This is a genomic window from Pandoraea eparura, assembly GCF_902459725.1.
Taxonomy (GTDB): domain Bacteria; phylum Pseudomonadota; class Gammaproteobacteria; order Burkholderiales; family Burkholderiaceae; genus Pandoraea; species Pandoraea eparura.
The window spans coordinates 236829-259103 of the sequence record NZ_CABPSH010000003.1 but is presented as its reverse complement, the minus strand read 5'-3'; the positions used below and the strand labels follow the sequence as shown (position 1 = coordinate 259103).

Below are 22275 nucleotides of genomic sequence, written 5' to 3'. Positions count from 1 at the left end.
TTTTTTCCCGATCCGAATTGAAAAGTGCGGTAAAAACATGCGGTTGTTGCTCCGGCTCCCTGTTGTTTTGAAAATCAGGGCGAGGCAGCGTTTCCGTGTTCAAGGCGGGTTGAGAATCACACGGATGCCAGCCCGGTGTTGGCGGCGAGGCGCGCGGCCGAGGCAAAGGCTTTGTGCGAGACTTTGGTGAGGAGTCCGACAGCAGTCCTGATGCTGACTCCCAGCATGCTTGTCAGGGGCGGAAAAGAGGGGGCGCAAGCACCCGTCGCTCAACTTCGTCGCGCTGTTTGCGTAAGGCGGCGAGTTGCTGGGTCAAACGAGGCATGACGATGGTGGCGGCCTGGGTGCCGGGGACGGTCACGGCTTGTCCGCTCTGGGCCTGAACGATTTCGGCCGCGACCATCACGCCTTCGTCGCGTGCAACAGCCACCGGCAGTGCGCCGATGGTGGCGGGCTGGTCAACGACGAACAGGACTCAGCCTTGCGCCTTGAGTTCGGCGATGAGGGCGCAGCTTAGCCTCGTCGTTGGGAAGCGCCTTGTTGCGCAGGCGCTTGCCGCTACGATCAAGTGCAACGGCGTGATGCTGGCCTTTGCCGACGTCTACACCAACGAAGACATCGGCGGCGTCATATTGTTGAATTTCTTGCATCGCAGTTTATGCAGAGTGTACGGATTGGCCTGCAACAACGGTGGCAAGTCTCGACATCCACGTTACGGACGGCGCAGGGATATCCCGGCCAAACCCCTATCAGCGATCACTAGCCACCCACCAACCCCGGTGACAACACCTCCTGGATCATGAGTGCGACTGGGGGCGAGAATCATGCCGGACCTGGCTGGCTAAAACCTCGATTATTGAGGCGGAAAGATAGTGACGGGGGGGGGGGGTGATTCGATAAATTAATCATTGTGATGGGAAAAATTCAATATTCGAGGATTGACCCGCCATTTTTTTCTTTTCATGATCGAGTCTGATCAAAATTTATTATCACATCCCAAACTTTGATGGATGTGGGGTGGGTGAAGTCAATCAATTGTTAGTGAGGCAAACACGCTCTATAGGTTGCCTCAAATGCAAACGGTACCGAGGATAGATATGAGCACAGAGACGTCGTACTCTCGTCCACTAGCAGCGCCGGAGAAGCGGGCAGAGGCAATTGTGGGCGCGCTGAAAGACAAGGGGCTGATTTCGGACCAGGACATAGCAGAATACGCGGCCCACGCAGCGCAGAGGTGGTCTGCCGACAACGGAGCAAAAGTTGTCGCGAGGGCTTGGCTGGATGACGACTTTCGCGCACGCCTGGATGGTGATGCAACGGCAACGCTGGCAGCGCTAGGCTACAGTGGTCCACCACAGCAGACGCGGATTAAAGCGCTCTTCAATACTCCAACGCTGCAAAATGTTGTCGTGTGCACACAGTGTTCCTGTACGGCTTGGGCGGTACTCGGTTTTCCACCTGATTGGTACAAGGTCCCGGAATATCGTGCGCGAGCAGTGCGAGAGTCGAGGCAGGTTCTTCGAGAGCTAGGACTGGAACTCCCAGCGTCTGTGCAGATTCGGATGTGGGATACCACGGCAGACTCTCGCTATTTCGTGATACCGGTTCGACCGGAGGGAACGGATGGTTGGGGCGAAAAGCAATTATCAGAAATCGTGACGCAGGACTGCATGATTGGGGTCGCGAACCCCATTGTTCCCCCGCTCTAATAACGATGAACGGTCATACAATTCAACGCGCAGTCAGGAGTACGTAATGGACGGCATTCATGATCTCGGCGGAATGCAGGGTTTTGGTCCCGTATCCAAAGATCCCCACGAACATGCGCCCTGGGAGATTATTCCCAAGGTTCTTCTGTATGTCGGCGCTTCAAAGCTGAAGAAGTTCAACGTCGATCAATACCGGCATGCAATTGAGCGCATCGTGCCACTTCAGTACTTGGCGGAGGGCTATTTTGAGCGCTCACTGACAGGGCTTGCTTCGCTCTACGTAGAGACAGGCGTCATTGATCATCGAGAGCTCGAAGAGCGCGCGGGTGGCCGCTGGCCTCTTAGTCTGCCAGTTGGACCGGGGCGAGAGCCTCCTCCGCCGCCAAAGTTTCTCTTGAAGGTTGGAGACAGGGTAAAGACGCGGAATATCTTCGTTTCAGGCCACGTTCGTATGCCTGCTTACGCACGCGGAAAGCGCGGTGTCGTGATTGAGCGAGACATCGATATTCACTATCCAGATGCCGTGGGTAATGGCATTCCATCAGGCTATGTTCCGACCTTTCACGTCGAGTTCTTGGCAACTGAACTCTGGGCCGATGCTGAACCTGGCGCGACTCTGGTGATGAGCCTCTGCCAAGATTATCTCGAGCAAGTCGAGTCCTGAAATGGTGCGAGGGGCCGATGTGTTTAATCTTTCCTCGACACACCATAACCCTCCCGCCGCTTTCCAGAGTATAAGGACATCGAAGTAAGGATCAGCACAGGCAGTCTTCGCGATGGCAGGATGTCCCATAGACCGGCTTCGTGCGCCCGTCCGTCACCTAATCATGAAACGCCTCTAACCACGGGCGGCGCCGGTAGATCAAGTGTCGACTGTCTAGACGGGAGTCGCCCGGGCGCACGGGCGACTTGTCTGCGGACGTCGGACGCGGCCTCGACCTTACTCATAGAGATGACGTCTGAGCCGTATGTATGAAAACGATGGATCGTCGGCTAGTGACACTAGTCGGGTGAAAACGCCTGATTCACCAAATCTTCGGGATGGAGACGTAAAGAAGATGAAATATGCTGCGCCTATCAACGACATGCTGTTCGTGATGAACGAATTGGCCGGTCTCGAAGATATTTCGGCACTACCGGGCTTCGAAGACGCGAGCGCAGAAACGGCACAGGCTGTATTGGAGGAGTCCGCCAAATTTTGCGGCGAAGTTCTTGCGCCGCTTAACTTTTTGGGGGATCAAAATCCCAGTGTCTGGAAGGATGGTGTCGTGAGTGCTACGCCGGGTTTCGGCGACGCATTCCGGCTATTCGGGCAAGGTGGCTGGCAGGGTGTTCAGCACCTGCCTGAGTATAGCGGGCAGGGATTGCCGAAGCTTATCGCGACGCCGTGTGTCGAGATGCTGAATGCAGCTAACCTGTCGTTCGCCCTCTGTCCTTTGCTTACCGACGGAGCGATCGAGGCGCTCCTCACGGCGGGAACTGAAGCTCAAAAGCAGGTGTACGTGCCGAAGTTAATTTCCGGTGTGTGGACCGGCACGATGAATCTCACGGAACCCCAAGCAGGTTCGGATCTCTCACAGATTCGCACGCGCGCCGAACCACAACAAGACGGCACATACAAGCTTTTCGGCACAAAGATCTACATCACCTGGGGCGAGCACGACATGGCCGAGAATATCGTCCATCTTGTCTTGGCGCGCACACCAGGTTCGCCGGACGGGGTCAAAGGCATTTCGCTTTTCTTGGTTCCCAAGTTTCTTGTGGACAACGACGGTGCAACTGGCGAGCGCAACGACGTGCACTGCATATCCATCGAACATAAGCTCGGTATTAAGGCGAGCCCGACCGCAGTGCTGCAGTTCGGAGATCATGGCGGCGCAATTGGGCACCTAGTAGGAAAGGAAAACCACGGCCTCGAATATATGTTCATTATGATGAACGCGGCCAGATTTGCCGTGGGCATGCAGGGTGTCGGCATATCGGATAGGGCTTATCAGAAGGCAGTCGAGTACGCGAAAGATCGTGTGCAAAGCCGTCCTGTGGATAGCTCATCTAAACACCCGGTCAGCATTATTCATCATCCTGATGTGCGCCGTATGCTTGCAACGATGCGGGCAATGACGGAGGCCTCGCGAGCTCTTGCTTATGTCGCTGCGGCACATTGCGATCTCGCGCATCGCCATCCTGACGGCAACGTACGCATCGGACATCAGGCAGTCTACGAATACCTAGTTCCGATTGTGAAGGGATGGAGCACCGAACTTGCGATCGAGGTGACCAATCTGGGCATTCAGGTACACGGCGGCATGGGGTACATTGAGGAGACAGGGGCCGCGCAGTTCTTTCGAGACGCCCGCATCCTGACGATATACGAGGGCACTACGGCTATACAGGCGAACGATCTGGTGGGGCGAAAGACCGTGCGCGATCAAGGTGCGGTTGCAAGGCAATTGCTCGTCGGGATTGATGCAACCATAGACGCGCTGCGCTCTGGGGAAGGCGGTGCCTTCTCATCAATGCGGAGGCATCTCGCACAAGGGCGTAAATCGTTGGCTGCGATCATCGAGTATGTCTTGGATAAATCGCAAACCGATCCGAATGCGGTTTTCGCTGGCACTGTGCTTTACCTGAAGCTTGCGGGCTACGTTTTGGGTGGCTGGCAAATGGCGCGAGCGATGATTGTCGCGGATCAGCGGCAGAAAGAAGACCCGTCGTTCTACGGTGCAAAGATTGCTACGGGACAGTTCTTTGCCGAGCATCTGCTTTCACAGGCGCCAGCGCTTGAAATTGCTATCGTGAGCGCGAATGGTGCCGAAGGTGTACTCGCGCTGAGCGAGGACCAGTTCTAACGCGACGTTCTCCGTAACCATGAAGGCGCGTCCCAGCCCTTGGGCGCGCCTTTCTCGCCAATTCAGGCGTCTGCGCCGAACATCGTGTTCAAAAGGCTTTCGAAAGCACCTACGAGCTCCGAATCTCTTTGCTTGATGAAATGAAACTCACAGCGAGGAAGCTCGGGATACCCCTCTCGCGCGCCGACGACGCGCACGTCTCCTTGTACAGCGTTGAAGGAGGCCGCAGTAATGGCGATTCCTGCCCGTACTGCAGTCAGAGCTCCTTCAAGATGCTCGCTTGTTGCGACAACACGCCATGGAATTTTGGCTTCGTCCAGAGCGGCGAGCGCGATGCGGCGGGTATTCGAGCCTTCGCCCAGCAGAACTAGCGGCAGTGGCTCTGTCTCGGGATTCTGGAAATCGCTAGATGCGACCCAAACCGTTGGCTCACTCCACAACGCGCGTTGGCCGTCGCCTTTCGTCGCGATTCGTTTGATGATGGCCGCATCGAGTTGTCCGTCTGCAAGCATCGCGGACAACTGAGCGGAAATACCAACCGAAATCGACAATTGCACGCGGGGATACTGGGCTGAAAACCGCTTGATGATTGGCGGGAGGCGGGTTGTCGTGAGTTCTGTTAACACACCGATTCGAAATACCCCCGTCCGGCTCTGTCCGCTAAGCCGTTGCCTGACAATGCGCTCGAAATCGAGAAGCCGTCGGGCGTCGTACATGAGCGCCTCGCCTTCAGGTGTCAAGCTGACGGTCTTCCGGTCGCGCAGCAGAAGGGGGGTTCCCGTGATCTCTTCCAGTCGCTTGAGCTGCTGACTGATGGTGGACTGCGTCACATGCAATTGATCCGCCGCACGCCGAAACCCGTGACAGTCAACGATTGTGATGAACGTGCGAAGCAGTTGTAGGTCAAGTGGCTGCATGTGATTTGAAAATGCGATCAGTGTGACGGAATTTCTTCATTATCGCACGCATTGACGGCGTTATTTTGGCCTTTCACCATGACCGCTGATCGTTGATTGAGATCGATGCGGGCAGGATGACTGCTCTGTATCTATCCAAGGTATCGACAGACCATGTCTTGACAAGCGGAGTTTTTATTGTGAAAAGCCCCTCTCAGACCGCTATCAGGCGGGATCGAAAATTCGCAGTAATCATGCTTTGCGTTTATGGAGTGTTTGCACTGCTTTTGGCGTTCTTCCCGGACGTCCTCGCGCAACAGGTGCTGAACGGTTTGCCCGCGTCTCTCATCGTTGGGCCTGCCATTATCGTTTTGGGCATTGTGCTCGCCGCTGTCGTGAGCTTTCAGGCCAATCGTGGCTATGCGTAGGAGCATGTGATGAATAGTAATCGGGTCGTCTCCGCCATTTTCTTTGTCCTATTTTTGGTTGCAACTGTGCTGATTACAGTTTGGGCCACTAAGCGAAGCCGCTCTTCAAAGGCCTTCTTGCTCGCATCGGGAGGAATCTCTGCTTGGCAAAATGGATTCGCCATGTCCGGTGAGTACCTTAGTGCCAGCGCACTTCTTGGCATGACTGGACTGTTGGCCATCGGTGGATTTGGTGGATACATCTATTCGATCTCCGCAGCCATTAGCTGGCCAATCATCCTATTTTTGTTCGCGGGACCGATTCGTCGACTCGGTAGTTTTACGCTTGCGGATGTGCTCTCATATCGCTTGCGACAACGTCCGATGAGAATCGCGACGGCGACCTCAAACATTCCCATCACGTTGTTCTACCTGATTGGGCAATTGGTTGCAGGCGGGGTTTTGATCAAATTGTTGTTCGGAATTCCGTACTGGTTGGCGGTTATGGCAGTTGCTGTCATTACGCTCGCATACGTGCTGTTTGGTGGCATGCTCGCGACGACTTGGGTGCAGATCATCAAAGCAGCCCTTCAATGCTTCGGGGTCGCGATGCTGACGCTCCTGCTGCTTCGTCATTTCAGCTTCAATCCTGCGAACGTATTTCGACTGGTCGCGGACACGCGTGGTGCTAGCTACCTCGGACCGCCGTCGCTCTCGGGCATTTCACGCTGGGATTCGATATCACTGTCGATTGGCTTGGTTTGCGGCGCCATGGGACTTCCGCAGATCCTCACACGTTTTCTTACAGTGCCTGACGTTGGATCGGCACGGAAATCTGCCATGTACGCGACGGCGATTGTCGGCGGCTTCCACCTGATGGTTTTGGTGTTGGGATTCGGCGCACTGGCTTTGCTCGGACGAGACACCATTCTTCATGCCGGCGGTGGAGGCAATATGGCGATTCCGCTGCTTGCCGAGAAGCTTGGCGGCGGAACACTGTTCGGCTTTATTTGCGGCATTTCTTTCGCGACGATCCTTGCTGTCGTTTCCGGGATTACGCTGACCTCGGCTACCACGCTGGCCCACGATGTTTGGGGGAATCTCTTCTCCAAGGAAGAAGGTGCCGAGCCATCGATTCGGGTTGCCCGTGTGAGTTCCGTCGTAGTCACCGGAATCGCTGCGATGTTGGCTATGGCGTTCGAAAACACAAACGTGGCCTTTCTTATCGGCTTATCCCAAGCGATCGCGGGTGCGACCAATTTCCCAATTCTTGTGCTTAGTCTCCTCTGGCGCAAGCTGACGACTCGTGGCGCAGTTTGGGGAATGGCGGTGGGAGCGATCTCGTCAGTTTTGTTGATTATTGTGTCGCCGACCGTTCAAATCTCGTTGCTTCATAATGAACTTGCGATATTGCGTGAGCAATGGTGGTTCTTCCCGTTAAGTACTCCCGCACTTGTCTCTGTGCCGCTTGCATTTCTTTGCAGTGTTTTGGTGTCGGTCTTTTCCCGAGAGCCATCATCGGAAGCGAAATTCGATGTCCTTCGACGCTACGAGGAAGCCAGCGGAGATCAGCTTTCGCAGCTAGCGATAACCAATCACTGAAATTCGAGAGGCAACGCTGCTCCGATAGCAATACTTACCTAAGTAGATGGAAGAGAAATCGTGGAAAAAAAATATGTGTTTCCTGATGAGTCAGACGAGTCAGTCATTGCTCGCGCAGTGAACCTCGGTTTACCGACGCAACAACCGTACGACACTGAAATCCTTCGGGGTTATCGACGGATGCAGGATATCTCTCATCGATTAGTCAATCTTGAGATATCAGAAACACCCGCATTCACTTTTGATTCGACCCGTTGAGCTTGGTGGTAGCAATGTTGAAACGTTCAGATATTCCGACACTCGTTGAAGCAAAGCAGAGCATCCGTGATGGCTCGCTGTCAGCGGTGGGACTGCTGCAAAAATGTCAGTCTCGAATTGACGAGCATGAAGAGGGCGTCAACTCATTCACGACGCAAACGCCGGATGCAGCAATGGCTTCGGCAGAGCGCATCGACCAGGCGATCGCAGCGGGCGAGCCGTGCGGCGCACTGGCGGGTATCCCCTACACGCTTAAGGACATTATCGATACAGCGGGTGTTCGGACCACGGGACAATCGCGATCTTTAGAGTCGCGGGTTCCCGAGGTGGATGCGGCCGTGACGACGCGTCTCAAAAATTCGGACGCGGTAATGTTAGGTAAGGCCGTGACATGGGAATTCGCGCATGGCGGCCCGTCCTGGGACATTCTCGGCGCTCCGTGTAGGAACCCCTGGCGGCTATCGCATGACCCGTCAGGTTCCTCGTCTGGCTCGGCCGCCGGAGTCGCTGCAGGCTTCTGTCTCGCAAGTATTGGATCAGATACTGGAGGGTCTATTCGTGGCCCTTCCGCCCACTGTGGGGTGACCGGGTTAAAGCCAACCTTTGGCCGAGTCAGCCGCCGAGGGGTTATGAGCAACTCCTTCTCCCATGACCATATCGGTCCAATCGCGTGGAGTGCGGCAGACGTAGCAGAAGTCCTGCAATCGATAGCTGGGCACGACCCGGCTGATCCGCATTCTTCAATCGCGCCTGTCGGTGATTACATATCCGGATTGAATCGGGATATTTCAGGTGCAATGATTGGGGTCCCATATCACTGGTTCGACGACGAGGTTCCGGCGTCTATGGAGTTACGCGCGGCGTTCGACGACGCCATGAAGGTCTTCCAGGCGCTTGGCGCGAAGGTCGTACCAATCGAGCTCCCGCGACTTCGTCTGTTCGAGGACTCGAAGAAGCTGATTGCTGCTGTGGAATTGTTCGCAGCGCATTCTGATCTTATTCGCCAAATGCCCGAGAAATTGGGCGAAGTCTTCCGCGTTCGAGTCATGGGTGGAGCGCTTGCTTCCAGCGAGGCATATGTTCGCGCACACCGCCTACGCAGAGAGTTGAACAAGGCTGTGACCTCCGTTTTGGAGCGTGTCGACGTGGTTATGTTGCCGACCTGTGAACCTGCCGGCCGACTCCAGCCGCCAATTGCTGAAGACCTGCTCTCTGGTGTTGGTTACCTCACGGCATTCTGCTCAACAGGACATCCGGCACTGGCAGCCCGTATGGGCTTCACATCTTCGGGGCTCCCCCTTTCTATCCAGATTGCGGGGCGCTACTTCGATGAGGCAACGGTCTTGAACTTCGCACATCGGTACGAAATGCAAACCGACTGGCGATTGTACCGACCAGGTTTTCTCCCAGACTAAGCTGCCACAGCTCGTCGAAATGCAGCGCATTCGGGACTGATTGAACCGACAGTCCGCGGAATAAGGAGACATCAAATGAATTTGAATCTACAGGGCAAGAAAGTCCTCGTCACTGGCGGATCACGGGGGATTGGTTTCGACTGCTGTCGACTGTTTCTCGAAGAGGGGTGCGACGTCACGCTAGTCGCGTCAGACGAGGTCAGGGTGGAATCGGCTGTCAGCAGGTTGCGGCAGCCCGGTGCCATGATCAACGGATTGAGCGTCGATCTCTCATTGCGAACGCTTCCGCAAAAATTACTGGAGAAGCTCGGCGAAGTCGATGTGGTCGTCAACAATGCCGGAGCCATCCCTGGTGGTGGTCTTGACAAAGTGTCGGATGAAGTCTGGCGTTCCGCATGGGAGCTCAAACTTTTCGGCTACCTCAACGTGACTCGAGCGGCCTTGCCCTCGATGCTGGCACGCGGATCGGGGGTAATCATTAACGTGATTGGGATTGCTGGAGCCGCTCCCCGCTACGACTATATCTCGGGCTCCACCGCGAACGCCGCCCTAATCGCATTTACGAAAGCGACAGGTGCGCACGCATCGCGAAAGGGGGTTCGAGTCGTCGGCGTCAATCCCGGTCCGACTGAAACGGATAGGTTAGTCAACCTGTATCGATCCCGAGCCGCCGAGCGCTTTGGGGACCCAGAGCGTTGGAAGGAGATGTTGTCGGACATGCCGTTCGGCCGCGCCGCCAAAGCGGAAGAAATAGCTTCCCTCGTGGTGTTTCTGTCGTCCTCGCGTTCTGCATATGTTAGCGGCACCGTCATCGATGTGGACGGAGGCGCCTCTTACATGGGATAGCGCAACAACGTCATGAGGACATAGTTTGTTGGCGCTTGTTGAAGTCTGGGGCTGATTTGGGCCGTCAGCTCCAGAAGTCGCGATCGACCAGTGCCTGCTCCGTCGACTAGGTTTCGGAGCGTTACGAAAAGAATTGGCGAGTGCGCTTGGTATTAGCGGCGGAAAAATTTGATCAAACGTCGACGTTTTTTCTGAAATTAATTAATTTAGTAATACTAATAAAAATTTTTAATGCGAGGTCGCACCTCGCAATCTTCCGAGCCGTTTTTGGGGAATGACGCAGCGAACGGGGTGAGCGTCATTCGGATACTGGAGTCGTAATGAATTCGTTGAAAGGTGTCAAAGTTATCGATTTGACTCGAGCATTGTCAGGGCCATTCTGCTCGATGATCCTCGCCGACATGGGGGCGGATGTAGTGAAGGTTGAAGCTGGGCCCGGAGGAGACATGAGTCGTGGGTGGGGACCTTTCGACGGGGAGATAAGTACCTACTACCTTTCGTGTAACCGTAACAAAAGAGGCATTTGCGTTGACTTCCGCAAGCTGGAGGGGCTGGACGTTCTTAGATCTCTGATCCTTCAGGCCGACGTTGTGCTAGAGAACTTCAGGCCCGGAACGATGGAGCAAATGGGGCTTGGGTTCACCGAGCTAATGTCGCAGAAGCCGTCAATCATCATGGGAAGCATCACTGCTTATGGCCCCCGTGGACCGTTGAGTTCGTGGCCAGGGTTTGATCAGATCGCCCAAGGCTATTCTGGACTGATGAGCCTCACCGGCTTTCCCGAGGGGGAGCCAACCCGCACTGGAACCGCAATTGGAGACTTGAGCTCCGGCATGTGGTTGTCCACGGCTATTACTGGAGCGCTCTTTGAGCGTGCTAATACCGGGAAAGGCAAGCACGTCACGACGTCGCTACTTGATAGTCTCGTCGCCATGCTGAGTGTGCATGGCCAGCGATATTTGAGTTTGGGCGATGTACCGAAGCGTACCGGAAATGCCCATGCAGTGATTGCGCCTTACGGTGTATTCCAGACGGCAGACGGTCCGCTTAACTTGGCGCCGATCACGAGCGAGATGTGGATACGGTTGTGCAATCTTCTGGGCCGAGAGGACTTGCTGGCCGATGCAAGGTTCACGACCAACGACGCGCGCGTTTCCAATCGCGATGCCTTGAAGGCCGAGCTTGAAAGTGTGCTTAGAACAAAAGGAAAGCAAGAGTGGACGGCCCAGTGCGTTGCAGCGGGATTGCCCGCAGGTCCGATTAACTCATTGCCTGAGGTATTTGCTGACCCACAGGTGATTGAGTGCGATCTGGTGGAGTCTGTTGAACACCCAATTCTGGGCGCCGTGCGGCAGATCCCGACGCCGTTGGCGCATGCCGACGTGGCCGCACCAAGTAACGCCGCCATTACGGCCAGCCGTCATCCGCCACTGTTGGGCGAGCATACGTTTGAGGTTTTGCGCGAGGCGGGGTTCGATAGCTCACGGATCGAGCATTTGCTGAGCACAAAGGCAATTTTTCAGTTTGAGCCCAAAGCCTAAGGCGACATCTGAGGATGCGAAATGAGTATCGAAGTTAAACACCACACGAATGAGAAGGTCGTCTTGAGCGAGATTGAAGAAAGAGTCGTCCGGCTAGATTTCTCCAATGCATCATCTCGGCATGCCTTCGACGCGGAACTTCTTGGACAGTTGACTCAGCACATGACGCTTCTCAGTAAGCGCCAAGTGGCTCCGGTCGTCATTATTGGAAATTCATCGGGAGATCGTGTCTGGAGTTCGGGGCATGATTTGAAAGAGCTTAGCGAGGATCGCGACCCGTTGGCTTATGGAAAGCCAATCGAGAAGGCATTGCGCACTATCCGAGGGTATCCGAACGTTGTGATCGCAGCGGTGTCTGGCTCGGTTTGGGGGGGCGCCGTGGACCTAGTGATGAGCTGCGACCTCGTGTTTGCTGATCGCAATGCCCAATTCGCGATAACGCCATCGAACATAGGTCTTCCTTACTCAACGAGCGGATTACTGCGATTTTTCAATAATCTTCCGATCCACGTGCTTAAGGAGATGTTCTTCTGTGCCAAGCCGCTCGAAGTAGAGCGAGCTGCGCAGTACGGGGTCGTCAATCAAGTTGTTGAGATTGGGCAGTTAGATGATGCCACGCTTGGGCAAGCCCGCCATCTCGCGACCAAGGCACCTCTTGCTATTCGTGCAGTGAAGGAGCAACTACAGGTATTGGAGGATGCAACACCGATTTCTGTCAGTGCAATGGAGAGAATCGCTGAGATGCGAAAGCAGGCGTGCGAGAGCGCAGATTTTGAAGAAGGGCTGCTGGCGTTCTCAGAGCGCAGGCCGAGCCAATTTTACGGCCGCTAGGCTGTTTGGTTGTTGACCCCCGGTTGCGCCGCTGGATGCTGTAGCGGATGGGCGGCGAAATGTCCGAGTTGGACTCTCTCGCCGCTTCTGACTACTTAGGCTGATGTCGAGATTCATCTAACGTTGAACCAATGTCTATGACGCCGCTTGGCTTTCCAGGCGCGCTGAATCGCCCTAGTTTTCGAGGAGGCTAATTGGTTTAAGTTGAAACCATTTCGGCGGTCTCACTGGCGAGTTCCCGCCAGCGGTTTGCCCCCGCATCTGCCGGTGGGATGCACACGATGGCCTCAAGCAATCGGATATGGTTAATACAGTGTACCCATTGCAGGGTCGCAAGCTCCACCGACTCCCTGGATTTGCAGCGTGCCCGGCGGTAAATTAGTTCGGTTTTATACAGCCGTCCGATGGTTTCCGTCAGGGCATTGTCGTAACTGACGCTTCGGCTACCGACCGCCGGTTCAACGCCTGCTTCGGCAAGTCGCTCGGTGTACCGAATGGAAATGTATTGTGCCCCCTGTCCGAATGATGGACCAAGGTATCGGACGAAGCTGGTTGGCGTTCAAACAGGGCTTGCTCCTGCGCATCCAGCACGAAGTCGGTACGCATGGTGCGGCTCACCCGCCACTGCACCTTTCTCCACCGTTTCGGCATCAGCGCGCGTGTAGTTTCTGAAGATCCACTCGGTGACTCAGTTCGGCGGTGCTGCGGCCGTCTTTTTATGAATGGCGTGCAGCATGCCTTCCGTGATGTAGAAAACGCTGCCATCCCGATCGACTTCCGACAGATACACTAAGATCAACGCGTCCCCCTAATCGATGGAGATGCGCAGTCCGGCGACGGGATGCCCGACCACCGCTGTGGCGTCCGCATACGGGGTCGTATCGAAGCCAAACATCGATGCACAGCGCTCGGCCCAGTCGGGGTAGTAATCCACGATGCTCGCCGCCCATTGTTCGGCGTGCATGTTGAAGTAGTGAATGGGCGATTCGTTTGTCAGGCCGGTCGTCTTGCCAAGCAGGTGCTCGTCGAAGAAGCGTAGCACTTCGGCCAGCAGATCGAACTGCGGCGCCATCACGTCGCGCCAAGGCGACACGTTCGTTCTAGCATAGCTCATCTGCAAAGCCCGTCCGCAACTAGATAGGAAATTTTCTATCAGGCGTCTGTGCGGGAGGACTCGGCCCATCCAGCGGCATTTGAAACGGAGATACTGCACTTCTTAAGAAGTCGTGCTGCTTCCGAATTAGGATCGTCAACGAGTTCGGTCATCGGGCCCATGATGGTCACTGCGGCGATGATGTTGCCGAATTGATCGAAGACCGGAGCCGACATCGTCGTGACGCCCGGAAGGAATCCATGGCAAAAGCTGAAGCCGTTTTCACGGGTGTGGGCAGCCAATGCATAGACTTGGGTCAAGGTCTTGGGCACGTTGGTGCCGTGGAAATCAGTGCTTCGTTTTTGCTGAGCAAGCTCTTCTTTCACCATAGCTGCAGTGACATGCTGCGGAAGGTGGGCAAGGAAATTGCGTCCCAATGCTGACGTGAGTAGGGGCAATACACTGCCTACGCGGAGTTCCCAGAGCGATGGGCGTTGAGCACATTCGACACGGTAGACGATGGTAGGCCCTTTGTTACCCCATACGCCTAGAAATACGGATAAGCCGGTTAGCGCCCCCAGCTCAGCCATTGCCGGTCGCGCGACTTTGTGGACGTCAAACTGCTGCAGTGCAGCGGTCCCCAGCTTGATCGCGTATTGGCCGAGTCCGTAGAAGCCAGTGTCAGGCTCCTGCACTACCACGCCAACATTTTGAAAGCTTACGAGATAGTTGTGCACGTTTGCGACGGGCATTTCGCAACGGGCTGCGATAGTGCGCAACGGGATCGGCCCCGCTGCCATTCGAAGCACCTCAAGAATAGCGAAGCCAATTTCGATTGACTGAATACCTCGCCGGGGGCTCTTCCCTGCATCGACCACGCCGTCTTCCGTAACATGTTTGCGCGCAGCCTTCCTGATTTTTGCGTCCATGATCTCGATGTAATTGGGGCAATGCGACGTGGATGAGCCACGTTCTGACGCTACCATTCTATCGCCAAACAAGCCCGACCCCATTCTCTGACCACCCGGAAGGCCAAGTCGATCAGCCTGTTGACTACCCGCGCAAGCCAGAAATGGTGCTGCAGTCACCCAACGGGGGGGATCTACGCGCGCTTTCTGGGGAGGGGCAACCGCGGCGGGGGAATAATAGTATTCCCTAGGATGCGCATTCTGCGAAAGGGTTGTGCCGACATAGCAATTGTGCAAGGGCAGGGGCGACACATAAGCTGAATATTGCAATAGTTATTGCAGTGCCAGGAAGAAATATCCAAAGCAATTGGCACACGAAGGTGTGCATTACGCCGTAGAGCTTGACTCTACGTACGGCACGCCATACAGCCCGATCTTATGCGCATTCCGCACGCGCGCCACCAAGGAAGAGAAAGATGCCACGCTCCCGTGTTGCCTGCCTAGCCGCTATCGCATTGTCGACCATCATGTGTACCGCACATGCACAGTCAAGCAAGCCGACTGAAATAAAGATCGGCATTTCCACGTTCCTCTCAGGTCCGCCTTCGGTGTTTGGCGTGCCTTCAAAGATCGCCGCCGACATGTACATCGAGGAGCTGAACGCGGCGGGAGGTATTGGCGGTGCCAAGATTGTTCCCACCTACATTGACGAAGGCGTTGGCACCGATAAGTTCCTCACCGAGTATCGCCGAGTGGTGCAGGAGGAAAATGCAAAGGTCATGATCGCAGCAAATTCCAGCGGGAATTGCAACGCGTTGGCCCCAGTTGCCGAAGATCTGAAGGTTGTCGACTTGATGTGGGATTGCGGCGCTCAAAAGATCCTCGAGGAACGGCGCTACCGTTACACGGTCCGGCCTCAATCGAACACGATTCAAGACTTCACGGGCGCCGTCGTGTACCTGCTGCGACACCACCCGAATTTCAAAACTGTTGCTGTTGTCAATCAGGACTATGCGCAAGGACGCGAGGCGTGGGACGTCTTCCTGACGGTGCTTAAGACACTCAAGCCTGATGTGAAAGTAGTAGCAGAACTCTTCCCTAGGTTTGGTGCGACGGATTATTCGACTGAGATCAGTCGGCTCCAAGCACTGCGCCCCGACGTCGTATTCTCTGCGGCGTGGGGTGGTGACCTTGACACCTTCGTCCGCCAGGCATCACAGCGCGGCTTGATGAAGAACTCGCAGTTTGTACTCCCGCTCGCGGAAAGCTCTCTTGAGCGTGTCGGCGCCTTGTTGCCGGACGGCGTCATTGTCGGCGCCCGCGGCGATCACTATTTCCTCAATCCCGAGTTCCAGAACGATCCAAAGCTTAAGGCGTTCATCTTGAAATATCGTCAAAAGATGGGGGCGTATCCGATCTATCCCGTCTTTCACATGATTCAGGCGCTCGACGCCACCAAGGCAGCTTACGAAAAGGCCATGAAAGCCAACGGCGGAAAATGGCCGACCTCGGACCAGGTGGCTGATGCGTTGCACAAGTTCACCTTCCAAAGCATGGCCAGCACGGTGACGATTCGAGAAGACGGTCAGGGTCTCGAGGATGAGCTGTACGGCGTTACCCGCAAGGTCAAAGGCTACCCGTTCCCAATTATTGACAAGATCGAAATTTACCCCGGCGCCATGATCAACAATCCGGTCGGTAAGCCTGCGATGGAGTGGTTGAAGACGGTGAAGCCTGAAATGCTGCACGATTCCCGTATCAAGACCTTCCCGTCCTTCGAGCAGTAATCACCATGAATGAATCCATGATCGTCTTGGCAATTCTTGACGGATTGTCATTTGCAGCGCTGCTGTTCTTGGTGGCGCTGGGGCTTACGTTGGTTTTTGGCGTCATGAATGTCATCAACGTGGCACACGGCAGCATGTTCGCCATCGGAGGATACGCAGCGGCGACGGTTGGCATATGGGCCGCATCGATCGGAATCTCGGCATATGCATCATTGCTTCTTCTGCCATTAGTGGCGCTCGCTGTTGGAGCAGTTTTCGGCGGAGTGATGGAGACGTTTTTGATGCGTCCGATCTATAGAAAGGAGCCCGTACTCCAATTGTTGGTGACGTTTGCTGCGTTCATGGTGCTGGAAGACCTTCAGAAGATGATCTGGGGAACCCAGCCGTACGCGGTGTCGGCGATCGTGGATGCACTTGGGTCTATCGATGTCTTTGGTATTACATACACCCGATACCAACTATTCGTTTTGCCCTTGGTTGCAGTCGGTGTGTTCCTGCTTGTCCGATATTTTTTGCGGCACAGCCTACTGGGCAAGCAGGTAGTAGCCGTTGCGCACCACCGCGAAACAGCTACTGCGATTGGTATCAACGTCAAGCGCATTTGCCTGCTTGCATTTGTGGCGGGGGCAGCGCTTGGCGCTCTCGGCGGCGCAATGTCGGTTCAGACAACTTCTTGGGTTTCTGGCATCGGCTCGGAAATGATTGTCCTGTCGTTTGCCGTCGTTGCGACTGCTGGTTTGGGGCAGATCGAGGGCGCTTTTGTCGCAGCGATTCTTATCGGACTTGCTAGGTCGTTTTCTGTCTATCTCGCCCCGGAGCTTGAGGTCTTGGTTCCTTATCTAATCATGGCGTTGGTCCTCATGCTTCGCCCGCAAGGACTATTTTCAGTCGCAAAAGCGAGGAGAGTTTGATGTCGAAATCGAAGAATTCGACGGTGCTTGCAACGGTCGACATTTCGCGTCCACCATCGCGACGTCGATGTGCACCGACGATGACCATCGTTGCCTTTGTGCTGTTTGCGGCCGCGCTCATCGTGCCGATGTCGATGACTTGGTTGAAGACCCCTGTGATTTTCGCTGCGAGTTTGGGCATAGCCGCGCTGGGCGTATCGATTTTGATTCGTGCTGGACAAGTGTCGTTCGGTCACGCGATGTTCTCATGCTTGGCGGGGTACGCGGTCGCCTTCATTTCGCGGTGGTGGGCCGGGCTTGATAGCGCCGTGCTGATTGTCTGCGGAACCGTATTTGGCACGTTCTGCGGCTTAGTCATCGGGCTATTCGTTGCTCGATATAGGGAAATCTTTTTCGGGATGTTGAATCTCGCTCTTTCCATGGTCTTGTTCGCTGTTTTGGGCAAGTTGTTCGACTTCACGGGGGGGACGGATGGGCTTCAGTTGCCCAAAGCGACGTTCCTTGGGATGGCGCTTGAACGGGATGGTCTGGAGACGGCTTTGCTGATCTTCACCATGATCTGCGCGTTAGCCGCGAGCTATTTCGTGTCCCGTTATGTTGAATCTGCTGCAGGAAAGTCATTGTCTGCTATCAAAACAAACGAGACTCGCCTTGAGTACGTGGGCATCTCCACATATCGCACGTTCCTCACTGGCTACGTTTTGTCCGCGGCCTTGTGCAGTTTGTCGGGCGCAATCTTCGCGGTGACTCAAGGGCTTGTGACGCCGGAGATGGGCTATTGGGTACGTTCAGGAGAGCTTGTATTCGTGGCGATTCTCGGGGGAGTTGTTCATCCGGTTGGCGCATTCCTTGGCGCGACGATCTTCGAATTTGTCAAATTGTTCGCTGCGGCTTATCTGACTGATACTTGGCAAATGGTGCTCGGAGGCGTACTGATTTTCATGGTGTTCTTTGCCCCAATGGGGATTTCGGGACTACTGGTGCGCTTTGACGCTTCGCGCGGGAACGGAGCCCGGCAATGAACGAGACTCTGCTGCAAACCTCTGACCTGAAACTTGCCTTCGGCGCTGTGGTGGTTGCCGACAATATCAATTTCGAATTGAGCGCAAGAGAGCGTTTAGCCGTGATTGGTCAAAACGGCGCAGGGAAGACGACGTTCATCAATATCTGCACAGGGTTATTACAGCCGCAGGGCGGGACCGTTCGCTTTTGTGGGCAGGACATTACTGGCATGGCGCCGCGCAAGATTGCGCGACTCGGCATGGCTCGCTCGTTTCAACTGCCTCAGTTGTTTCTTGAGCACTCTGTGCGTGACTGCGTACGAATCGCAGCCGCTGGCAAGCAAGGAGCGATAGGGGTTTGGCGTTCGTTGGCGAACGCCGTGCCAGACGGGGATGTCGAGCACGTTCTCGAGCTCGTTGGGATGCGGGAGCGGGGGGGGGAGCCTTGTGAGTCGCTACCGGAAGGACATCGCAAACTACTGGACATCGCGATGGCGCTGATTTTGCGTCCACGTTTGCTGATTCTCGATGAACCAACAAGCGGTGTGTCTACAGATGAGAAACATGGTCTGATGAAGACCATCATGACGGCACTTGACGCCGCGGACATAACGGCAATTTTTGTTGAACACGACGTCGACATTGTCGAGCAATACGCGACTCGAGTTGCCGCTTGGATCTCAGGAAGAATTGCGGCAGACGGAACGCCAGTCGAGGTTCTGAATGATCCCGTCATTCGTACCGCTGTGTTGGGAGAGTGAGATGCTCAAAATCGATAGTGTGACGGTCAAGATTGCAGGAATCGCTGTGCTTCGCGGCATCAGGACCGAATTCAAGGCCGGCAGCCTTGTCGCCGTCGTGGGACGAAACGGCGCAGGGAAGACCACGTTGCTTAGAGCCATCATGGGACTTCTGCCACTGACAGAGGGCGCCATTCGGCTCAACGACGTTAATCTGGTCTCTCAGCCCGGCTATCGCCGAGCCCGGGAAGGCATTGGATACGCGCCGGAGGATCGCGTGATGTTTCCTACGCTCAGTGTCGAGGAGAACTTGCGCTTGCCGTGCCAAATCCTCGGCATGAGTCGCAGCGATGTTGATGCTCGACTTGAGCAGACGCTTGTCGTTGTGCCACAGCTCGCTGAACTGCTTTGCCGCTCAGGTTCTGCGCTATCCGGAGGGCAGGGAAAGATGGCGGCCCTAGGACGGGCATTGATGGTCGGCACAAAGATGGTCCTTCTGGATGAGCCGTTTCAAGGTCTCGCGCCAGTCCTTGCCAACCAATATGCGGAGTCACTCCGCCGCGTTCGAGACTTTGCTCCCAATTCATGCGTTGTGGTAACGGAGTCAAATCGGTCTCTATTGAAAGATCTTCCGGACGAGACGGTCATCCTTGAACGGGGCGAAATACAGAGCTCTGAGGTAGAGCACGCGATTGCTTAACCGGGCCGACTAGACCAAGGCGGATCCGATGCGCTCGCACCTTGGTTCCTTCCACTACGCGACTTGCGAAGGCCGCATGCCTACACGGCAATTCCGGTTGTGAGGTGATGGTCGTAACCTTAATTCACACCAGAAATCGGGAATATCACGGTCATGAAAATTGGATTTATCGGGCTGGGACAGATGGGCAAGCCCATGGCGATGAATATGCTGAGGAGCGACGGCATTGATCTCGTTGTGTACTCGGCAGATCAGTCGTGCTATGGCGAGTTCATCCGAGCCGGTGTTCGCACTGCAGAAAGTCTGTCGGACCTCTGCGATTCACAAGCGATATTTCTTTGTCTGCCAAACGGAGACGTGGTGAAGAACGTCTTGTTCGGCGCCAATGGGCTTGCAGACAAATTAGCTAAGGGAACTGTCGTTGTCGACCATAGCACCATCGAACACGGATCAACGATGGAGATCGGCGCGGCACTCGAGGCTCGCGGCATTAGATTTCTCGATGCTCCGGTATCCGGCATGGAGTCACGCGCAGTCGATGGCACGTTGACCGTCATGTGTGGGGGGGAATCCTCCACCTTTGAATGGGCTGAGCCATTCCTGCGCTGTGTCGGGAACAATATTCTCTTCATGGGGCCCCGTGGCAGCGGGCAGCTAACCAAGCTCGTAAATCAGCTTCTTTTCGACATCAATTGCGCAGCTTTGGCAGAGGTGCTGCCCATGGCGATCAAGATGGGGCTCGACGCTGACAAGATCGCTTCCGTCGTGAACAGTGGCACTGGTCGCAGTTACGCCTCGGAATTCTTTGTGCCGCGAGTTCTGCAGAGGCAGTTTTCGGCCGGTTATCCGCTCACGCACGCATATAAGGACCTCGTCAGCGCTGCTGAATTGGGTGCTCGCCAATGTATTCCGATGCCGGTACTGGCGGCCTCAACGGCGACCTACCAACAAGCACTCCTTGCGGGACATGGAGCCCTGGATAAGGGGGCAATGATTTTGCCATTTGAGCGCGCCTTGGGCGTGGAATTCAGGTCAGAAGCGAAGTAAGTTGGGGAGAGAAAATGACGAATGAAGGACAAGGGCTTGACCGTGGCCTGACAAATTACGGTGACCGAGATTTTGCGCGATATCTGCGGCGTTCGATGGCTCGATCCATGGGCGTTTCTACTGAGTTGCTTGAACGCCCGATCATCGGCATCGCCACTTCGCCCAGCCAATTCAACAATTGCCATCGTTATATGCCGCAATTGGCGGAGGCCGTAGCACGTGGCGTTCTTGCCGCTGGCGGCCTGCCGCGAGAGTTTCCGACGATTTCATTGGGCGAGGTCTTTCTGAACCCAACAAGCATGGTATTTCGGAACCTGATGTCCATGGACGTCGAGGAGATGATTCGTGCTCAACCCATGGATGCGGTGGTGGTCATCGGTGGATGCGATAAGACAGTTCCCGCCCAACTCATGGGCGCGGCATCCGCAGGGCGCCCGGTTATTCAGTTGGTGACCGGTCCAATGATGACCGGACGTCACAAGGGCGAGCGTCTAGGCGCATGTACCGATTGTCGGCGGTTTTGGGGCAAGTTCCGCGCGGGCGAAATCGATGATGAGGAGATTCAACAGGTCGAAGGCCGCTTGGCGACGACGGCGGGCACGTGTGCGGTGATGGGGACGGCGAGCACGATGGCCTGTATCACCGAGGCGCTTGGGATTGCTTTGCCAGGTACCGCAGCTATTCCCGCCGTAGACTCTCAACGTCTTGTCGCGGCCGAGGAGACTGGTAAGGCGGCGGTTCGATTGGCACGAAGTCCCATCACTCCAAACCAGATCATTACCCAAGAGTCCGTGGAGAATGCGTTTCGACTATTGATGTCGCTAGGTGGCTCCACGAACGCGATTGTTCACCTGACTGCAATTGCAGGCCGGTTGGGTATTCGGATCTCGCCGGAGCGGCTCAATGAGATTTCCGATGAAACCCCGGTGCTAGTCGACCTGAAACCTGTGGGAGAGGGTTACATGGAGGACTTCCATGCCGCAGGTGGTGTAGGTGCCGTGTTGCGTGAGCTGCGCCACCTGCTGCATCTTGATTGTCTAACGGTTGAGGGAACGACGCTTCGCGAGCGACTCGATTGCCCTGCAGGGTGGGTCGACCGAAAAGTTATCCGCGCCTTCGATACACCGGTGAGCAAAATCGGTGGACTGATATCGTTGAGCGGAAATCTCGCGCCTGGCGGTGCCATCTTTAAACGAGCTGCTGCGACGCCCTCCTTGTTTGAAGTCGAGGGGCGCGCGGTTGTGTTCGAGGGGTTGGAGGACCTCGCCGCTCGAATCGACGATCCAACACTCGATGTCAACGCTGACGACATACTGGTGCTGAAGAATGCTGGTCCGTTGGGTGCCGGCATGCCCGAGGCAGGGTACCTGCCAATTCCAAGCAAGCTTGCTCGCGCAGGGGTCAAAGACATGGTGCGTATCTCCGATGCTCGGATGAGCGGTACCGCATACGGAACGATTGTGTTGCACATCGCCCCTGAAGCTGCAGCCGGTGGGCCGTTGGCAATCGTGAGAAACGGCGACCGCATTCGGCTTTCTGTATCGGAAAAGCGAATCGAACTGCTTGTGGACGAGGCTGAAATTGCGCGTCGCCTGTCGAATTGGGTACCTCGCCCTAGCCCGGAGCGCGGCTATGCACGCTTGTATCACCGCTCGGTTTTGCAGGCGCCGGATGGTTGTGATCTCGATTTTCTCGTCAGCGCGCCGAATAACTCAAATGTCTGATCGACAGACT

The 22275-nt window shown here is 55.5% G+C and carries 19 protein-coding genes and 2 pseudogenes; 16 read left to right on the top strand and 5 right to left on the bottom strand.

Annotated elements, in window-relative coordinates; genetic code table 11:
- Positions 1 to 119: 119 nt before the first annotated feature.
- Positions 120 to 650, bottom strand: a pseudogene (locus PEP31012_RS09135) (IS110 family transposase); the annotation flags it as partial.
- Positions 651 to 1073: 423 nt separating this feature from the next.
- Here PEP31012_RS09135 and PEP31012_RS09130 point away from each other — a divergent pair.
- From PEP31012_RS09130 to PEP31012_RS09120, 3 genes are all read left to right on the top strand, one after another.
- Positions 1074 to 1709: a nitrile hydratase subunit alpha gene (locus PEP31012_RS09130; protein WP_343039896.1), complete on the top strand. Its 636-nt coding sequence runs from the start codon at positions 1074 to 1076 to the stop codon at positions 1707 to 1709.
- A gap of 46 nt (positions 1710 to 1755) precedes the next feature.
- Positions 1756 to 2373 (top strand): SH3-like domain-containing protein, encoded by a 618-nt coding sequence (locus PEP31012_RS09125; protein ID WP_150589037.1) that lies wholly within the window; start codon positions 1756 to 1758, stop codon positions 2371 to 2373.
- 394 nt (positions 2374 to 2767) lie between these two features.
- The gene (locus tag PEP31012_RS09120; protein WP_150589036.1) at positions 2768 to 4558 is read left to right on the top strand and encodes an acyl-CoA dehydrogenase; all 1791 of its coding nucleotides are present in this window, start codon (positions 2768 to 2770) and stop codon (positions 4556 to 4558) included.
- Positions 4559 to 4620: 62 nt separating this feature from the next.
- Here the strand turns inward: PEP31012_RS09120 and PEP31012_RS09115 are convergent, their stop codons facing one another.
- Positions 4621 to 5475, bottom strand: coding sequence for a LysR substrate-binding domain-containing protein (locus PEP31012_RS09115; protein WP_150589035.1), 855 nt, complete (start codon positions 5473 to 5475; stop codon positions 4621 to 4623).
- A 92-nt stretch (positions 5476 to 5567) separates the two neighbouring features.
- Here PEP31012_RS09115 and PEP31012_RS09110 point away from each other — a divergent pair, with 92 nt between their 5' ends.
- The 6 genes from PEP31012_RS09110 (at position 5568) to scpB (ending at position 12354) form a co-directional block, all read left to right on the top strand.
- Positions 5568 to 5882, top strand: a complete 315-nt coding sequence (locus PEP31012_RS09110; RefSeq protein WP_150589034.1) for a DUF485 domain-containing protein — start codon at positions 5568 to 5570, stop codon at positions 5880 to 5882.
- Positions 5883 to 5891: 9 nt separating this feature from the next.
- Positions 5892 to 7463 (top strand): solute symporter family protein, encoded by a 1572-nt coding sequence (locus PEP31012_RS09105; RefSeq protein ID WP_150589033.1) that lies wholly within the window; start codon positions 5892 to 5894, stop codon positions 7461 to 7463.
- 272 nt (positions 7464 to 7735) lie between these two features.
- A complete protein-coding gene (locus PEP31012_RS09100; RefSeq protein ID WP_150589032.1) occupies positions 7736 to 9136 on the top strand; it encodes an amidase in 1401 nt (466 codons plus the stop codon).
- A gap of 75 nt (positions 9137 to 9211) precedes the next feature.
- Complete coding sequence (locus tag PEP31012_RS09095; RefSeq protein ID WP_150589031.1) at positions 9212 to 9982, top strand: short-chain dehydrogenase/reductase; 771 nt, start codon at positions 9212 to 9214, stop codon at positions 9980 to 9982.
- Between the two features lie 320 nt (positions 9983 to 10302).
- Positions 10303 to 11523: a CaiB/BaiF CoA transferase family protein gene (locus PEP31012_RS09090; RefSeq protein WP_150589030.1), complete on the top strand. Its 1221-nt coding sequence runs from the start codon at positions 10303 to 10305 to the stop codon at positions 11521 to 11523.
- 21 nt (positions 11524 to 11544) lie between these two features.
- The gene (gene scpB, locus PEP31012_RS09085; protein WP_150589029.1) at positions 11545 to 12354 is read left to right on the top strand and encodes a methylmalonyl-CoA decarboxylase; all 810 of its coding nucleotides are present in this window, start codon (positions 11545 to 11547) and stop codon (positions 12352 to 12354) included.
- 199 nt (positions 12355 to 12553) lie between these two features.
- On the opposite strand, the pseudogene PEP31012_RS09080 reads toward scpB, so the two are convergent.
- The 3 genes and pseudogenes from PEP31012_RS09080 to PEP31012_RS09070 all read right to left on the bottom strand — a co-directional run.
- Positions 12554 to 12990: pseudogene (locus PEP31012_RS09080) on the bottom strand (DDE-type integrase/transposase/recombinase); the annotation flags it as partial.
- Between the two features lie 172 nt (positions 12991 to 13162).
- On the bottom strand, positions 13163 to 13468 hold the full coding sequence (locus tag PEP31012_RS09075) for a hypothetical protein (protein ID WP_150589028.1): 306 nt from the start codon (positions 13466 to 13468) through the stop codon (positions 13163 to 13165).
- Between the two features lie 38 nt (positions 13469 to 13506).
- A complete protein-coding gene (locus PEP31012_RS09070; protein WP_150589027.1) occupies positions 13507 to 14376 on the bottom strand; it encodes an IclR family transcriptional regulator in 870 nt (289 codons plus the stop codon).
- A 455-nt stretch (positions 14377 to 14831) separates the two neighbouring features.
- Between PEP31012_RS09070 and PEP31012_RS09065 the strand changes: the two genes are divergently transcribed.
- The 7 genes from PEP31012_RS09065 to PEP31012_RS09035 all read left to right on the top strand — a co-directional run bounded on the left by PEP31012_RS09065 (position 14832) and on the right by PEP31012_RS09035 (position 22265).
- Complete coding sequence (locus tag PEP31012_RS09065) at positions 14832 to 16142, top strand: ABC transporter substrate-binding protein (protein WP_174978175.1); 1311 nt, start codon at positions 14832 to 14834, stop codon at positions 16140 to 16142.
- Between the two features lie 5 nt (positions 16143 to 16147).
- Complete coding sequence (locus tag PEP31012_RS09060; RefSeq protein ID WP_150589026.1) at positions 16148 to 17053, top strand: branched-chain amino acid ABC transporter permease; 906 nt, start codon at positions 16148 to 16150, stop codon at positions 17051 to 17053.
- Entirely contained in the window at positions 17053 to 18075 is a 1023-nt protein-coding gene (locus PEP31012_RS09055; protein ID WP_246171212.1) for a branched-chain amino acid ABC transporter permease, read from the top strand. The genes PEP31012_RS09060 and PEP31012_RS09055 overlap by 1 nt, the downstream gene beginning before the upstream one ends.
- A complete protein-coding gene (locus tag PEP31012_RS09050) occupies positions 18072 to 18815 on the top strand; it encodes an ABC transporter ATP-binding protein (protein WP_150589025.1) in 744 nt (247 codons plus the stop codon). Before PEP31012_RS09055 ends, PEP31012_RS09050 begins: the two co-directional genes overlap by 4 nt.
- A 1-nt stretch (position 18816) precedes the next feature.
- Complete coding sequence (locus tag PEP31012_RS09045) at positions 18817 to 19494, top strand: ABC transporter ATP-binding protein (protein WP_150589024.1); 678 nt, start codon at positions 18817 to 18819, stop codon at positions 19492 to 19494.
- A 153-nt stretch (positions 19495 to 19647) separates the two neighbouring features.
- Entirely contained in the window at positions 19648 to 20541 is an 894-nt protein-coding gene (locus PEP31012_RS09040; protein ID WP_150589023.1) for an NAD(P)-dependent oxidoreductase, read from the top strand.
- A gap of 14 nt (positions 20542 to 20555) precedes the next feature.
- The gene (locus PEP31012_RS09035; protein WP_150589022.1) at positions 20556 to 22265 is read left to right on the top strand and encodes an IlvD/Edd family dehydratase; all 1710 of its coding nucleotides are present in this window, start codon (positions 20556 to 20558) and stop codon (positions 22263 to 22265) included.
- The last annotated feature ends 10 nt before the right edge of the window (positions 22266 to 22275 follow it).